The organism is Paenibacillus durus, from assembly GCF_000756615.1.
GTDB classification, from domain to species: Bacteria; Bacillota; Bacilli; order Paenibacillales; family Paenibacillaceae; genus Paenibacillus_AQ; species Paenibacillus_AQ durus.
In genome coordinates this window covers 1,221,795-1,238,708 of the sequence record NZ_CP009288.1, presented here as the reverse complement: position 1 = coordinate 1,238,708, position 16,914 = coordinate 1,221,795, and the positions used below count along the sequence as shown (strand labels likewise).

At 57.7% G+C, this 16,914-nt stretch carries 10 protein-coding genes and 1 riboswitch; all 10 genes read right to left on the bottom strand.

The genetic code is table 11. From position 1 onward, the window contains the following. Positions 1-107: 107 nt before the first annotated feature. A complete protein-coding gene (locus PDUR_RS05610; protein WP_042205430.1) occupies positions 108-1,814 on the bottom strand; it encodes a methyl-accepting chemotaxis protein in 1,707 nt (568 codons plus the stop codon). Positions 1,815-1,979: 165 nt separating this feature from the next. Then, positions 1,980-2,663 carry an ECF transporter S component gene (locus tag PDUR_RS05605; protein ID WP_042205429.1) on the bottom strand — a complete coding sequence of 228 codons (684 nt, stop codon included), beginning with the start codon at positions 2,661-2,663 and terminating at the stop codon, positions 1,980-1,982. Further along, positions 2,636-4,486, bottom strand: coding sequence for an ABC transporter ATP-binding protein (locus PDUR_RS05600; RefSeq protein ID WP_042205428.1), 1,851 nt, complete (start codon positions 4,484-4,486; stop codon positions 2,636-2,638). The genes PDUR_RS05605 and PDUR_RS05600 overlap by 28 nt, the downstream gene beginning before the upstream one ends. Then, positions 4,402-5,343 (bottom strand): energy-coupling factor transporter transmembrane component T, encoded by a 942-nt coding sequence (locus tag PDUR_RS05595; RefSeq protein ID WP_052410076.1) that lies wholly within the window; start codon positions 5,341-5,343, stop codon positions 4,402-4,404. Before PDUR_RS05595 ends, PDUR_RS05600 begins: the two co-directional genes overlap by 85 nt. Continuing rightward, complete coding sequence (locus PDUR_RS05590) at positions 5,340-6,221, bottom strand: DUF4430 domain-containing protein (protein ID WP_052410075.1); 882 nt, start codon at positions 6,219-6,221, stop codon at positions 5,340-5,342. Before PDUR_RS05590 ends, PDUR_RS05595 begins: the two co-directional genes overlap by 4 nt. 413 nt (positions 6,222-6,634) lie before the next feature. Then, positions 6,635-9,919 (bottom strand): S-layer homology domain-containing protein, encoded by a 3,285-nt coding sequence (locus tag PDUR_RS27120; protein ID WP_052410074.1) that lies wholly within the window; start codon positions 9,917-9,919, stop codon positions 6,635-6,637. After that, a complete protein-coding gene (locus tag PDUR_RS27115; protein ID WP_052410073.1) occupies positions 9,920-11,155 on the bottom strand; it encodes a prenyltransferase/squalene oxidase repeat-containing protein in 1,236 nt (411 codons plus the stop codon). It lies immediately after the preceding gene. Positions 11,156-11,460: 305 nt separating this feature from the next. After that, positions 11,461-11,651, bottom strand: a riboswitch (cobalamin riboswitch). A gap of 92 nt (positions 11,652-11,743) precedes the next feature. Continuing rightward, positions 11,744-14,830 (bottom strand): GAP1-N2 domain-containing protein, encoded by a 3,087-nt coding sequence (locus PDUR_RS05575; protein WP_052410072.1) that lies wholly within the window; start codon positions 14,828-14,830, stop codon positions 11,744-11,746. Between the two features lie 3 nt (positions 14,831-14,833). Further along, positions 14,834-16,090, bottom strand: a complete 1,257-nt coding sequence (locus tag PDUR_RS05570; protein WP_042205427.1) for a TRAFAC clade GTPase domain-containing protein — start codon at positions 16,088-16,090, stop codon at positions 14,834-14,836. Between the two features lie 147 nt (positions 16,091-16,237). After that, complete coding sequence (locus PDUR_RS05565; protein WP_042205426.1) at positions 16,238-16,876, bottom strand: hypothetical protein; 639 nt, start codon at positions 16,874-16,876, stop codon at positions 16,238-16,240. Positions 16,877-16,914 lie beyond the last annotated feature (38 nt).

The following is a 16,914-nucleotide window of genomic DNA, read 5'->3' as shown; positions in this document are numbered from 1 at the left end:
GCCGCGGCTGGGGCGCTTTTGTTTTTTGACGCGAAATAGGCGGCGACCTGGCCCATACGGGACCTGATCACCGCCTATTTCATTTAAGCCCGCAAACGACAGCGGACTTACAGCTTGAATCCGGCAAGATTCTTCTGCAGTTCCTCCGCGAGCGAAGACAGATAACGGGCTGAGCTCGACATCTCCTCCATTGCCGACATCTGTTCCTGGGTGGACGCGCTGACATCCTCGACGCCCGCTCCGCCCTTTTGCGAGATTTCGTTCACCATTTCCATAACGGCGACCAAATCTCCGCATTCTTCGGAAACATGTCCTACAACTTTATTTATGCTTTCGGTCTGCCGGATGGCGTCCTGAATGGAAACTACGATTTGGGAGAATGCCTCGGAAATTTCACCGCTGCCGGCCACTCCCTCTGTCGCAAGCCGCGCCCCTTGAGCCATCGACTCTACGGCTTCTCCGGTCTGCTGCTGAATTTGCGTTATAATACCGGTAATATGATCCGAGCTCTTGGCCGTCTCCTCGGACAGCTTCCGGATCTCTCCCGCTACAACGGCAAACCCTCGTCCGACCTCGCCTGCCCTGGCAGCTTCAATGGAAGCATTGAGAGACAGCAGGTTCGTCTGCCCCGCAATTCCGTTAATCGTCGTAATGATGTCGCTGATTTCCCCGGACAGTTTGGCCAAAGATGCGATAATCTGCTGCGTTTCGGTCACGTTTGTGTTGATCTGCGTCATTTGCTCCGCAATACGGTTGACCTGCTCTGCTCCGTGATCAGCAGAGTCCGCCGCCTTCGCCATCAGAACCGACATCTGCTCGCTCCCGCTCTCCACCGACGAGATATCCTGCGACATCGCCTGAATGGAAGCATTCGTCTCAGCTATGCTGTACACCTGCGTTTCAAACCCTGTCGCCAGCTCCGAAGCAGTGGAAGCAATCAAATTGGAAGCCAGCGAGGTCTGCTCGGCGCTAGCGGTCATCTGCTCGGAAGAAGCTGACAAAGTCTCCGCACTCTCCGACACGCTCTGCATCATACGGCGCAGGCTCGCCACCATGCCGTTAAATGAGTCGCTGATATGACCGATTTCATCCTTGGAGCTGTACGCCGCCGTAACCGTCAAGTCTCCCTGCTCCGCCTGCTCCATGGTCTTCCCCAGTTCGGCCAAAGGCTTCGTAATCATGCGGACGATAAAGTAGGCTCCCGCCTGAGTAAGGAGGGTAAAGACAATAATCAGCACAATGTTCAGGTTCCGTGTATTCCGGGCTGTTGCCGTTGCTTCCGCGTACTGCTTCTCGGCATCCCGTTGAAGAAGACTGCCCGTATTGCCGAGCAGATTTATCATCTTGCTGCGCAGAGTACTGAAATTTCCGGAAAAAAGGACATACGCCTCCGCATTGTGGTTAGCCTTGGCCAGCGTAACAATCTTCTCTCTTTGGGTCCGGTATTCCGAAAGCAGCGATTCATACTCTTTTAATCTATTTAAGGCTTCGGCTGAACTAAAAGTAACGTTAAGCAGCTTCTTCGACAGAGCATCGTTACTCGCCTTCTTCAATTCGATATCCTTGACAAGACTCGCATTTCTTGCCCCATCTTCCGTCATCATGAGCTCCAGCAAATCGGATTCGATCAAACCGTTGTTGATCCGGATTTGAGCGGTCCACATAACGGGCAGCAGGTTCTTCTCATACATCACTTTGGAACGGTCCGCCAGCTGCTGGCCGGTAACGATCCCTATTACTCCGATACTGATCAGCGCAAACAGGACGATAAGCATAATAATTCCCATTTTATACTTTAATCTCAAATTTCTCATTGCAATCCTCACTCTCCGGGTGACTTTTTACATATACAATTCTTTATCGGCAAAACTCTATGTAAAATAAATAATTTGAATTTGAAAATCGACAACAATTTTTGAACAAAAAAAGCCGCGCGGATCAATGATCCGCCGGCTTGTTATGGACACGTCAGAATTTCTCTAACGCAGCAGCCCGTATTTTTTGCGAAAACGTTCAAGCACCTTGATCCAGCCTCCTGCCAAAATGGACAGAAAGACGACGTTGGATAGCGCATGCGCTAAATCGAAATAGAAGCTGGCCCCGTATACGGTCGCAACGAGCCCAAGACTGAAAGCATCGGGCAAGCCGATCAGATGCCAAATATTCATGATCCACCCGAATAAAAATCCCCATACAAAGCCAAACAGCAGCAGCCCGGGCCTTGTTCTCATCCAGCGCGTGTTTCGCAGCCAGCCGGCGGTAAGCCCGACCATCCCCCAGGCGAACATCTGCCACGGCGTCCACGGCCCCTGACCGAAATACAGATTCGAGACAAGGGCGGCCACCGCCCCGATCAGAAAGCCCGCTTCCGCCCCGAATACATACGCCGATAAAATCACAATGGCCGATACCGGCTTAACGCTGGGCAGGGCCGCGAACGGAATGCGGCTGACGGCGGCAATCGCGGCAAGAACGGCAAGCAGCACCAGCTCGCGGGGCTCCAGCTTGCGGCGTTCCAGCCTTAGAAATATTGGAAGCAGCGCGGCGCAGAGCAGCACCAGGCTCAGCAGCAGATAGTGGCGGTCCTTGAGCGCGGAGGACAGCGCGAGCGCGCCTACAAACAGGCCAAGCGCAATCAGGACCGGGAGACGAATTCGTGCCACTGTGCCATCACATCCTCAATGGTTAATGCTTGCGGCAGCCGGTCCCGGACCATCCGGTTGACAGCTGTCGTGTAGAAATAATTCGCGCCGAAAAAAGCCTCCGGCGTCCCTTCCGCCGCCATGCTTCCGTCAAACAGCATGGCGCAGCGGGAAGCGTGCCGCGCGGCAAATTCGACGTCATGCGTAACGAACGTTACGCTTTTGCCGGAATCGACAAGCGATCCTAGAAGCTCCGCCAAATGCTCCTTGGCGGCGGGATCAAGCCCTTTGGTCGGCTCATCCAGCAGCAGAATATCCGGCCGCAGCAGCAGCACCATGGCTAGCGCCGCCTTCTGCTGCTCGCCGCCGCTGATATCATGCGGATGGCTGCCGAGCACCGCTCCAAGCCCGAAGGCTTCCACCAGCGAGGCAATCTCCCGCTCGCCCTCCGAGGCGGACAGTCCCGCGTACTTTGCCATATGCCGCAATTCTTCCGACACTGTGTCATGGCTGAAATACAGCAGCGGATTTTGCGCCAGATAGCCGGCAGTGACGCCTTTTGGCAGCACCGCCTGGCCCCGCTGCGGCTTAAGCAGCCCAGCCATCAGCTGCAGCAGTGTGGACTTGCCCGCGCCGTTACCGCCAAGGATAGCGGTAAGCTCTCCCCGATGCAGCGAGAAATCCAGCTTCTTCAATATCTCCGGACCGTCCTTCTCGTAACGGAATGTTACTTCCCGGCATTCGAGCAGCACCTCAGGGGCCGATGATTGGGCCTCCCGCGCGAAAACGCCGGAACCGGATCGGGATCTGGATCGGGAAATTGAAGTTCCGGCGCTGCCGTTCTCCATCGCCCCCGTGTCTTCAAGCCTATTACCTATACCGATCCCGCCCAGTCGGGCCACGACCGCCCGAGTTGGATCGGCCTCATTCATTTCCCGGCGGCCAATGCTCAAGGCGGACCCGGCCGCAGAGACCGGCAGCGCCGGTTGCCCTTCCTCAATCGCTGACTCCAGCCACCGTTTGCCTTCCCGCACGGTCAGCGGAAGTCTGTCCGGCTGTACATCGGCAGGCCCGGAAGACAGCGCCAGGTACAGGCGCGAAGCGGCCGGCAGATAGGCGTGATGCCCTTCACCGAGCCCGCTCCATGCTGCCCCCACGATTTCGCGGGGACTGCCATCCGCCGCTAGCCTGCCGTTCTCCATCAGCAGCACACGGTCCGCCAGCGGCAGCGCTTCTTCCAGACGGTGCTCGCTTAAAATAACCGTCATCGCCAGCTCCTCGTTTAGGCGGCGCAGCAGATAAATGAACTCGCGCGCCGCCACGGGGTCAAGCTGGGAGGTCGGCTCGTCCAGCAGCAGCAGCCGGGGATGCAGCAGCAGGACGGACGCCAGATTGACGAGCTGCTTCTGTCCGCCGGACAGTTCGTGAACCGGCTTGTACAGCAGCGGCTCCAGACCGAACAGCCCGGCGATTTCCGCCAGCCTGCCGCGCATGACGGACGGGGGGAGACCCAGATTTTCCATGGAAAAGGCAAGCTCCTGCCATACCGTCTCCATCACGATCTGCGCCTCCGGATTCTGAAAGACCATCCCGATTTCCCCGGCCGCGGTCTCTGGCGATAGCTGCGAAAGTTCCCGGCCACGGTAAAAAATCGTGCCGCTCCCTTCTCCCACCGGAGTCAGCTCCCGCTTCAAATGCCGCAGCAGCGTCGTTTTTCCGCTGCCGGACGGGCCGCACAGAACGACGAACTCGCCTTCTTTTATTCCAAAGGATAGCCCGTCCAGTGAAGCCCTTTCTTCCCCTGGGTAGCGGAAGAATAGTTCACGCGCGCGGACGATCTCCATAACCATTTCTCCTTTCCTTCCACCCAGAGGGGGAGAGCCGTGAACAGACAGAAGGCGGCGTACATCGCCGCTTCCTGCCAGCTAAATGCCGGCGGCTTCATCCGGGGATACAGCATCAGCATGCCATATCCTTGAGACCAGCCCCATAAGGTACCCAAAGCTCCGGCTCCCATCCCCGCCAGGACCCAAATATCTCTCCGGTCAAGTCTATGCACCGCATAGGAGGATCGGCGGCGGATGCCATATCCGCGCGCTTTCATCGAGTCGGCAGTCTGCAGCGCTTCCTCCAGCGACCAGGTGAGCAGCGTCTTCAGCAGCGTCATCCCGTCCGACATGCGGGAGCGCAGACTGCCCTCGCGAATCGAAACGCCGCGCGCCCCCTGAATCAGTGCAATCCGGCGCAGCCGCCGCTGAAACAGCGGAATGAAGCGGAGCGTCATGAGCGCAAGCAGGGCGCTTTTGGGAGCAGCAGACGCGAACAGGTACATGAATTTATCCGGTGTTACTGTATAGTTGTACGAAAGAAAAATTACAAATACGGCGATCAGCAGGGCCATCATCATCAGCCCGTACAATACAGCTTCCAGCGTAATCGGCTGATCCATGAAATAAAACAGGATTACGGCTCCTCTATGCGAGAACAGCGGGTTTAGCAGGGCGGCGGGAACAGCGATAATCAGGCAAAAAGCCAGGCTGCCCGCTATCCGCCGACCCTGTCCCTGCAGCAGCATCAGGCCGAGCAGGACCAGGGTTTCGGTCACCAGGAATACCGGATGAAACAGCAGCAGCGTGAACATCAGCAGCCCGGCGTAATACAAGGCGGCCACCGCCGGATGCATGGACCGGAAGCCGCTCATTTGGAGGCTCCCAGATCCTTGCCCATATCGAGCGTATACAGCCATTCGACCGTATCTCCCGGCTTCAGCTTATAAGCCCCGGAGCTCTCGCTCGGGAACTTGCCGTTCACGCGGTACATCCAGCCGCTTTCGGCGCCCCGGTCCATCTCGTACAGGTTGTTGATACCTTCCACGTAACCGGCGGCGCCCACGCCACGGTATTCCATCTGGATTTTATGCTGCCGGGTCACCCGCTTCAGCACATCCAGTGCGCTGTCGCCCTCCTTTACCTCTACCGAGGTGGGGGGCAGAATGGTTCCAAGCTCGTCGTCACCAACAATGGACATGGTGACGGCGTTTTGCTCGGCGGCGGGCTTGTCGCCGCCGGATGACGGCGATGGGCTGGCCGCCGTCGCCGTAGGCTTCGGCTGCGCCGGGGCGGCCGGTTTCGCGGCCGCAGGGGGCTTCGGCGCAGCCTGTGGGGCAGCCGCCGCAGCGGGCGGCTGCGTGCTCTTGGACGCCGGGCCGGGCGAAGCGGCCCCGGCGGTCTGCGCCGCCGCCGATGGCGCGGCGGCGCGGTCTCCCGGCGGCTGCGAAGCGCCGGGAGACTGTGGCCGGGCCGCTTCAGCGGAAGGCCCGGCCGAGGCTGGCGCAGCGGCGGATGCAGCCGCTGCTGCGGTGCCCGGCGCGGGACTTGCGCCGGGAGTGCCTGTCCCGGCTTCGGGCAGAGCCGAAGCCGGGGCTGCGGTGCCGCCGGGGGCTTGGCCGGCGGCGGGGCTTGGCGGCGGACTCGTTGCCGCCGCCTCGTCACGGTCCGGCGCGCAGCCGGACAGCAGCAGCGCGGCTGCCAGCAGAAGGGGCGCTATGGAGCGGGCGCCCGCTGCTTGGATTGACATCATAATTGAAACACCTCCGCATAAGAAGAAACGCGTATTTTAAAGGGAAAGAACGAGGGCAGCAGAGCGCCCCCGTTCATTGTATTAATGCTTGTATGATTCCATTCGGAATGGGCAGAGCGGAATTTCTCCCGCTTATCCATCAGTAAAAAGGCCGCCGGGAAGATCAAACGGGAAAATCTCCATCTAAATCCGGGGAATTAGCCCGAAACAAAGGAAAATCGGCCGATTAACCGGAGTTTTTCCAGTTCGATTAACCGTAAACATCCTTTTAGCAAAAATAAAGGGGACATTTTCCTGCTTGCATCATCGGTTTACCTGAGATCGGCCCTTTTCTAAGGTTGCCGATCGAGCGCGAGGCACTGCCCCCGCAGACAATCGCAGCGTCCAGCCGCTCCATCAGCGGCTCCGGCAGACTAAGGCAGTCTGGCCGCCACAACGGCCGCCATTTCCCGCGTTACGACGCCATTTGGATCAAACGCGCCCCCGAAGCCGGTCATATATCCCTTCTCCGTTACCGCGTTCACCGCGTCAAGTGCGTAACTGCCGATTGCAGCGCCGTCCTTGAAGGATGCTTTGGACGAAGGAGACAGCTTGTAGGCCCGCGCAATCATCACCGCCATATCCTGGCGGCTGATCGACTGGTTCGGCTTGAACGAAGCAGCCGTTACTCCGCCGATTACCCCAAGCTCTTTGGCTTTCATCACATATCCATAATACCATGAATTGGATTTTACGTCGTCAAAGCCGGAAACCGCCGGGGAAGCAGCAGGCGTATTGCCGGTTAATCTGACGAGCAGGGCTGCAAACTGCGCCCGGGTAATCGCCGATTTCGGTGCAAACGCAGGATTCACGCCGCCTACGCCCTCCATCCATTTCTTGTCATAGGCTTCATGTACCGAGGACAGCGCCCATGCCGAAATTTGATTCTCGTCGGCGAATACGATTCCGGCTGCTGCCGGGGCTTCAGCTGTGCTGTACAGCTTTCCTTTTCCGTTCAGATACAGGTCATACGCCGTCAGGGCAAGCAGCGCCTGTTCGGTCGCAAGTCCGCTGCTGCCGCCATCCGCCGTATGCGCGTAGCCGCCATCGCTGCGCTTAAAGGCCGCTAGATTGCCCAGCAGGGTACCCTTCGCTTTGACAAATCGCGCGTCACCCGGTCCTATTCCTGCTGCGGAAAGGGCGATGATAACCTGCGACACGCTTTCGCTGTTCTCTTCTCCGGACAGCTTGTAGCCGCCGTCTTCAAGCTGCTGCGCCGAGAGCCAGGCCACCGCTTTATCAACAGATGCCTGCACGCCGGTTTCTTCCTTGTGCGCGGACAGCGCGGCGACCGCCATCGCGGTAAGGTCCGCGTTGCTCTCGCCGCCCTTAGTCAGCGGGGAGCCTCCGTCCGCGTTCTGTATATCCAATATCCACTGAACCAGCTTGGACTCGGTCCATGCCGCATCCGCCGGAACGGAATAGTTTCCGCTGTCCAGCGCAAGAAGCGCAAAGATCGGTCCGTTGCTGCCTTGGTTCGTGAGATTCTTGTTATTATAGATTTTGGCGATCAGATCATATCCCGCCGCATTTCTCGGATCTCCGCCGGCAGCGGCGATCGAGAGCGCCAGCCGCTCGTAATCGGTCACCTTGCGGAATTCGCCCTTGCTCTCTGATATTTGTCTTAGCACACCGGCTAGATATCCTGACGGAAGCGCATGGCCGGAACGGGCCAGGCCGAAGGCCTGCCAGTCGCTAAGTTCACCCGCCGACAAGATCCATTTCGCCGCGGCCGAAATATCGGCTGTTACTGCGCTTCCAGATGGCTCCCATTTGCTGCGGTCGACTACGGCATATTTGGTAAAATGGCTCACTTTGCCGGTAATCGTTCCCGTCGACAGATCTAGCACGGCCGGAACCGGAATCCATTGATTCGTATTTTCATCCAGCCAGGCAAGCGCCAGATTTTGCGGATTCCGCGTCACTACGGGAATTTGGATGGACAAATCCGTAGGCTTCGTAAATTTCGTTCCATTCGGTGTGAACTCATACAAGCCGGATACCAGCTCCGGCCGGGATGAAGGCTGCTCCTGCACACCAATGGTAACAGCGCTGCCTTCCACCGCGCCTGCTGGAATTTGCAGCTGCACCTCGCCCGCCGCATCCTTCAAGATAGCGCCCGCCGAGGTGGCCAGCTGCGCCAAGGATACGCTGTTCGCCGCCAGCGTCTTGGCCAGTTCGGCGGATTTCTCCGCCGTCATCGGCGTGCCGCTGACAGCCGTTGTTGCGCCAACCTGATTCAGCGGCAGCGTATTGGCGGAAGTAATCGCCACACCGGAAGGTTCGGCTGCCCCTGCGCCTGAAGCGCCGCCGGCCGACGTTTCCGACGATGAGGTAACATACTTCCACAGTACCTCGTCTCCGGCCTGGAGCACATACTTATCGGCGCTGACAGACGGTTCGCTTCCATTAACGAAATACTTCCAGCCGCTCTCGCCGCCCCGGTCAAATTCGGCCAGGCCGTCAATTGAATAGACGTATACGCCTCCCGAACTTGTCCGCGCCCCTACTTTGCCGCTGCCAAGCGTCCGGAGAAGCAGACTGTACGGAGTATCCCCCGTACCCAGCGTAACGGAAGTTCTTGAAAGAATCGTTCCTTTTACGCTATCGCCGACAACGGAAATGGTTGCCTCCGAAACCGCCGGCGGCGCGGAAATGGCCAACTGCTGCGTATATCGCGCCAAGCTTGGCGCACCGCCCGCCTGGTAACCCGTCACTTCAACCGTATAGCTTCCCGCCGAAAGCCCGCTCAAAGAAGCAATGCCCTCGGCGTTCGTTTCCGCTGTCTGTCCGCCGACACTTACCTTCGCCCCGACTGCCGGTGAAGTAACAGGATCAGAGCTGAAGGTAGCGTTATTCCACATCCATTGAACTTGAGTGACTTTAACCGTAAAAGCCTGCCCCGGCTGAGGCTGCGAAGGCGACAGCTCCAAAGAGTGGACAACCTGGGTCGAGTATCCGCCGTAGTAGACCAGCACCTTGTCCGAAGCCTGAAGCTCAAAGTCGCCTAATCCGACGCTCGGATAAATCCATTCGCCCCCGCGTTGAACGACAAACGACCACCAGTTGTTTATGTCGCCGCTGATTCCGCCGATGCCGCTGATAAAGCTGCCGAACGACGATTGCGTAATATCCAGCGCAATATGTTTGGCTTCAGCCAGTCTTTGCAGCGCCTCAAGCGCATTGGACGCGCCTACCGGGCCTTCTGCGAGCGTTCCCTGCGGCCCTTCTACCGATAAAGAAACCTGCACTTCCTTCGGCAAAACCGTAACAGATCCAGTGTAACGCACGACAGTCGGCGCAGCATTGTCCTGGTAGCCGGTAATTAGAAGCGACTGTGTTCCCGGCGTCAGATCAGTTCCAAAGAACGCTGTGCCCTGATCGTTCGTAACAACCGTTTTGCCGCCGATGGAGACGGTAACCCCGGAAGCTGCCGCAACTACGGGATTTCCGTTAAAGTCCCATGTCTTTTTACGAACCGTTACTTCAAGAGGCTTGCCTTCCTTCGGCGTAACCGGCGATAGCGTTACGGAATCCACCAGCTGGGTGACACCGTAATCTCCGTAATAGACGTAGAGCCGGTCCCCATCCTGAAGCGCAAATTCGTCAATAGCGCTGTAACCGCTGACCCATTGACCGCCGCGCTGAACGATATACATCTAGCCGTCATAGCCGCCGTATTTCTTCTGTTGGATACCGCCTATCTCGCTGATATAGGTGCCGTATTGGCTTGATGTGCTGACAACCGCAATTCCCTTGGCTTCCGCCAGCTTGTTCAGCGCATCTAAAGCGCTGCTGCCGTACACACTGCCCTCACCCAAGGACGCCTCCGGCCCTTCGATGGCTACGGTCACATGGACAAGCGGATGCACGGCCGGCGGATGATCAATAAAATCATACAGGTTGCTGTCGCCGCCGCGGATGAACAGGTTGTAGGCGACCAGCGCCTGCAGCGCCTGCTCCGTGGCTAAAGCGTTGCTTCCTTCACCCGCCATATGGGCGAAGCTTCCGTCCGCCGCCCTAAAGCTCATCAAGCGGCTGATCAGATTGCCGCCGTTCTTGGTGAAGCCGGAACCGGCCGGATCAACGCCATATGCCGTCAGCCCGATAACGGCCTGCGAGACGCTTTCGCTGCTGTCTCCATAGCCTGCGTGGGCCGTATTCTGCTGATTGGACAGCCACTGTACCGCTTTTTGCCCGGCGGTGGCGACAGTCGGATCGCTCTTGTAGGGAGACAGGGCAGCCAAAGCCATTGCCGTAGTATCAGGCCCGCTTGGTCCCCCTGTAATGAGAGGGAATCCTCCATCAACATTTTGTGCGGATAGAATCTCTTGAACCAGCTTATCTCGGGTCCATTTCGCATCAGACGGCACCGTATAGCTGCCGGAATCCAGCGCGATCAATCCGTAGACGGTGTTGTTCAGGCTTTGGCCGATAATTCCGTCGCTATTGTAGATAGACCCGATCAGATTATATCCTTCAATATTGGTCGGGTCGTGGCCGATCGCTTTAACTGCCAGAGCGATTCGGGCGTAATCCGTTACTGCAGAGAAATTCCCCCCTGCATTCTTTACTGTATTCTGAAGCGCGGCCCCGTAAGAATCCGGCACTTTGTATCCGGCCTGGGCCAAGCCGATCGCCTGCCAATCCGAAGTTACGCCCTGCTTCAGAATATACTCCGCCGCAGAATACACGGCATCGGTTACGCTGATCGACTGTGATGATGAACCCGCGTCCGCAGCGTACAAGGCATCCGTAACGCCCGCTTCCTGATAACCGGCAGCCGCCGTCTCGGCATACCCCCGTCCCGCCGGAAACGGCGCGCCCAGCAATGAGAAAATCATCAATAAGGCCATTCCCAGCGCAAACATTTTAGAAGAAATCCTGCTCTTCATTCCTCAACCTCTTTCTCCTGAATTTGTGGGAGTCTCTCAAGCAAGAAGAAACGGCTTCGCCGTCCTTTTAGCAGCTTAAGCTTCCGATGTGGCGATACGAGTATCGCTTTTAGGTACCGTTTCTCGTAGAAATATAAGACAACTTGATAAGCGCTCAACTTGTAAATTCTTATATTTCAAGAAAAAACCGCCCCAAAGAGGGACGGTCTTTCAGTAATCCGGGCCGGAACCGATGCCTTAGAAGATGAGCCTCAGCATCAGCCGCGTATGAATGCCCAGATGTCCTCACCCCCCGAAGGGCACCCGGGCCTTGACTAGAAAAGGCAGGTCTCCTGGCTCATGCCTCATCGCTCCCTCTCGCCTTCCCGCTCTATGTGAACAGTGGCAGATTTCAGAGGATTGCTCCGCAAATACAGTGGCGGGACCGCGCCGGACTCCAACCGGCTTCCCTTTTAAGCGGGCTTTCAAGACCCGCACCTTTTTAAGAATATATTAAATTTTCGACAATTTTTATCATATCGGTTATTGGAGGGGTTGTCCATACATTTCCAGATATTCGGCCGTGAAAATAAGCGGGAGGCTCACCCGTTACTTCGCCGCCGGGCTCGGACTTGCGGAAGCCGCCGGAGATGATGCCGGACGCGGATCATCCATCAGAACCAGCGTGTAGTCTTCGGCCTCGATCATGCTTCCGGCAGTTAGCTTAGGAGAAGAAACCAGTGTTATCCTCACCTGGTAAGGTGCCGGTCCTGACGATGCGGAGCCGTTATCTGATGGGACAGGAGACACCGGCGCACTAGAAGCGGCAAGCGGCTCTCCTGACGGTGAAGGCGAACCGGCTGCTCCGGCCGCATCTTCCATAGAATCCGTTGGAGCAGCCGAAGCCGGCGAAGACGCTCCGCCGGATGCCGTTCCTTCCGCATGGGCTTCTGCGTCCGCCGGATTTCCATCCGTTCCTTTCCCGCCCGTTCCGCCGCTTCCGTCCACCGCCGTTCCCGTAACGCCTGCCGTTCCGGAATCTCCCGCGTCTGCGGCGCCCGAAGGGGCTGGGGATACGGGAGCCCCACAGCTATGGTCCAGACCGCCAACTTTATAGATGACAGCCTCTCCTGTGCCGGAATCCACTTTAATCTCCGCAGGGTTAAACTCCCGGCAGGCGTCAGCAGAGGCGAAGGCGAACATCAGCGAGCTTCCGCCCGTACCGTCGCCTGGCTCAAGATACGCCGCAGCTTCGGGATAACTCACGTTGCCCGCCCCCTGCGAAGGCGAAGGCTGCGGCGAGGCTGCCGGAGCGGCTTCGTCTCCGCCGCCTTTCAGCAAGCTGGCGGCCAGAACTCCGGCGGCCAGCAGAAAGATGACCGCCGTGCCAAGGAGCATCAGCCGAGACCTGCTGCGGCGCATCCAGCTCACTAGCGGCGAGGCCAGCTGCGACCGGGCTTCGCCGTAGACGCTTTGCAGAGCGGGTCCGGCCGCGGTCATATAATTTTTACGGAAATCGCGGTTCTTGAACGCTTCACGGTCATGGCCCGCAAAATATTTCAGAATAGCCCGCCGGTAGCCCGGATGAAGCTTCTTGGAGGAAATGGAAAATAGCGGACTATCCTGCGACCAGGCCAGAAAGCGGTACACTGCCTCTTTATCGCCATCCGCTTTGCGGCGGATATGCTCCAGCAGCGCGTCGTACACTAGCGGACCTCCCTCGTGGGAATGGCTGTAGTAAAAGGCAAGCGGCAGGCGGGCGAATGGCTCCATCCCCTGGCCCTCCTTCAGCCAGCGCCGTCCGAGCAGCTGCACATCGTCCATCTCCTGCGGGGACAATCCGTCAAAAACATGCGCATCCGGATTCTCTTCGCCGAACCAGCGGTACGCGGCGCGCAGCACATTCGCCTTCCGTCCGCTCTGCAGATCAAGCGGCGGGTCCCACTCGCCCATATCGAGGGAATAGCGGACGAACGACAGCTCCAGCAGCTCCTCCTCGGTAATGTCGGCAAGCGAAATGCGGTCCAGCAAATACCGGTCCGCAGCAGCGGCTAATTCCTTTTGAAGCGCCAAAGCTTGGGGACGGATTCCAGCTCTCCGGCGGCGGTCTTTCTCCGCTTGTTCGATGTAATCATGGATCGCCGCCACAGCCGCCACAGGATCGCGCTCCCGCTCCAGCTTCTCGGGCAGATAGTCCCTAAGGCCGTCAACGACGGCGGGCTGCCTCAGCGCTTCCGGCATGAACCTGTCCCAATGCGCGACAAATTCCAGCAGGTCTGCGGCTCTCGCGGCGGCTGCAAGCCTGAGATCCACATAAGGCTGGAACAGCAGCCGGGCAAAGACCGACGTCGTCAGCAGCTTGCCGAAGAAGGCGGCTGCCAGCTCCCCGCTGCTTTCAATCACACTGTAAGCTGCCGACAGCGCATCCTCGCGGCCCGCATTCTGCGCGTTCAGCATCCCGTTGATGAAATAATCCACAATGCGCGTCCGGTAGTTATGTCCCTTGAGTGAAAAGTAATCCCGGAAGCTCTCCAGCACCGCCTTCTCCGGAATGTTTTTCTGCCGCACGGCATCGAACTCGCGGTCAAAGCGCTCCAGGAACAGATCATTCAGCCGGATTTTCGATTCCAGCGCCCCTTCTCCATCCAGATAGCCCAGCAGCCCGCTGAGCACAGCGCTTTTGTTCTCCGTGTATAAAGCTTCATTTCCCTGCTCAATCCGGTAAAAAACGGTCAGCTCGTTATAGGCCCCAAGCGACAGCTTCCGCTCCGTGCTCTGTCCTCCCAGCATCATATCCGCAAACACGGCAAAATCATCTGCGGCCTTGGGTGCGTGCAGCAGCTCCCAAGCAAGCTCCAGAAATGGCTGCGGAGCGGAGGCAAAATCCGCGTTCAGCGTTCGTCCGGCGGCGAAATCGAAGATAAAATCCTTCTCCGTCGCCCGGTCGCCGGGGCGCAGCGATCCTGTCTCCACGAACGTCAGGTGGATGTATTTACGGCTTTGCGGCTCCTTCGCATACGTAATGACGCCGAGTCTGCGCCGGAATTCAAAGGGAAGACAGCTCAGCAGCACTTCGGTCAAGTCGGCCGCCCGCGCCGACAGCTCGCTAACCGGGACGTTAAGCGATATATAAATCTTCTTTTTGCCGGACACCGATTGCATGACCGCCTGGAGCAGGCTTTTGAACATTCCTTCGTCAATGCCCAGCGATTTCAGGACATCTGCCGGCCTTGGGCGGTTTTGGTGCAGTACAGGGATGCCGCTCAGCACTGGCAGAGCTTGCGCCGGTTCTCCACTGAACCCATTCGCAAAGTCCGCGTGCAAATAACCGCCATAATCCCGGACGATTTCTTCGGCGCGTGAGGCGGGAAGAATATAGTTATGAGTGAAAAAAGCGCTGCGCAGCCCCGTGAAATCCGCCGCCTGGAAGACGCTTTGCCCAAGCACCGTCTCCCCGCTCTCAAGGTGGAACAAATGCAGCGCGGGCGGATACTGCGACTCGTCTTTCTCGCCTTTTGCCGCCAGCTCCGCCGGAGCGTCGTACAGGCAGAAGGGATGCAGTATTTTTTTGACGAAATTATTGTCCAGACTCTCCGACTTCGCCACCGTGTCAAATCCCTCAGTAGAGCGGTAGATGCCGCGCCGTTCACGCGTATACATCTGCTGGGCGATTCCGGCTTCCGAATGAATACTCACCGCTTAATCGCTCCCCTCGATGAATTTCAGCTTGTGCAGCAGCCACAGGAATGGTTCGTCCACCCGGATGGGACTGACAACGCCCTCGATTTTCTGATCGACGGGATTGCTGCCAAGCGCCGAAACCGCGAAGTAGGCGGTATTGGAGAAATACACATCCATCGTATCCTTGAACGGACGGTCCACCTTCCCGATAAAACGGCGGATCTCGCCGTCGATATTGCCAACCTCGTCCATATTCAGCGTCCCGCGGTGAACGTAATTGTTGAACACATTACTGTTCGCTTTAATGTAATCTCCGTCCTCGTCCTTCAGCGAGTGCAGCATATCGCTCTTGGTCAGCACAACGGCGGTTGGAATATCCGTTCTGCTCTTCTCCTGATAGGCGATGAAATCGCCGAACATCGTCAGCACCACGTCCCGGGGTTCATCATACTGTGATACCCATTCGCCGGGTCGGTCGCCGATATTGATGCGGATTTTCTCACGGATGGAGCGGATTTGCAGCGGATCGACCATGAACAGGATGCCCGCCGAATTTTTGATATGCTGGCCGTGCAGCCCGAGGTAGTCCTGATCGACCATGCCCTCGCCCGCGACATCGAAGAAGACGAGCGTCAGCGGCGGCTTCTCCTCGTTCTTGAACACGAATTGAAAAATAAAAGGCTCCTGCATCTTCTCCTTCTGGGTCGAAGACAGCAGATCTCCGCGTTCGAACAGCGGGTCCTCGTACAAACTGCGGAATTTACGGCTGATTTCGGCGTTCAGCGGCATGCAGGCGGCGTCGAAATGTCCGGCTGTCGTATGCTGAAGCGTGTGGATCAGCGAGGTCATATAGACCGATTTGCCGACCTGAGACGCGCCGATAATCGAAATGATGTTGCTCGGCACCTTCCCCGCCGTCACCGGCAGCTCGTTGTGGCAGTATGGGCAGAGACGTCTGCGCGTAAGCTTCCCATAGCGGTCGGTAAGGCCGGTCAGCACATGATCGGTATAATGATGATGCTCCTCCGGAATGTCGGACGGCGGAATTATCGCTTCGAGATCGTCCACCGAGTCAAGTCCGAACCGCTCGCGGTATCTATTGAGCGCATCGTCTTCACCCAGCGCGTAATCTTCGTCGTCCTCCCGGCTGTGCGCGGCCCGAAAGACCACATCCGATGGCGCAAATTTGCTGAAGCAGTACGGGCATACGATATCATAAAAAAGCGGCCGCGGCTGCGGCTGGTTCTTTTTTAAAAAGCGGCTGAAAAAGGACATATGTTCTCCCTCCTAAGAAGAAACGCCTGACGGCGTCTTTTCAAAACGCAGGTACGTTATATTTCAAAACAGCCCCGCAAAGTGCAGCCTTGGCCTCGAAGCTTACTCAGGTGCTTTGCGGGCCCCGAAAAGTCATAAGTTCATAAATCATTCCGGCACTAGCTCATAGTAGCGGCCATACTTCGGCCCGTCGGTAAAAAAGATACGGATGTGATCATCCTTTCCGATCTCAATCGGCGGAAGAGCGTTGCGGCCGGGCGCGAAATCCTGGACAAAGGGAAAGAGGATGCCGTCCTCTTTATCCGCCGGATAACCGCCGCGCTTTTTGACATAGCACAGGACCTCCCTGCCGACCGGAACTTCCGCCGTAACGGTCATATGTACGGTCTGTTCCTTGCGGAACAAGCCCCGCTTGCGGTCAATCGCGTAATAGATCCGGGCCTTGCCCGCGCTGACGGTCGTACGGTTCGCGCCGTCCCTCTGGCGGACCAGCAGTGTCTCCCCATTCTCCGTAACCCGGGCAAACACGGTATAGACGACCAGACCGATTTCTTCCAGACGGTCATGATAACCGCCGCCCGCCTTGTATTCTTCACGCGTATACAGCTTCAATCCGCCAGGAGGGCTTTCCTCTTCGGGTTGATCTCCGCCGCCGGGGCCTTTGTGGATATAGACGGCCTGCAGACCGTCCGGCCAGCGCCATCTGAGCGTACAGGTCCGGTCCTCCACACGCGAGGTTATATCCGTGATCGCCAGCAAGTCCGGTGAATGCTCGATGTACCTCATCGCCGCACAGCCCCTTTCCTAGTGATCTTTATCTTGCT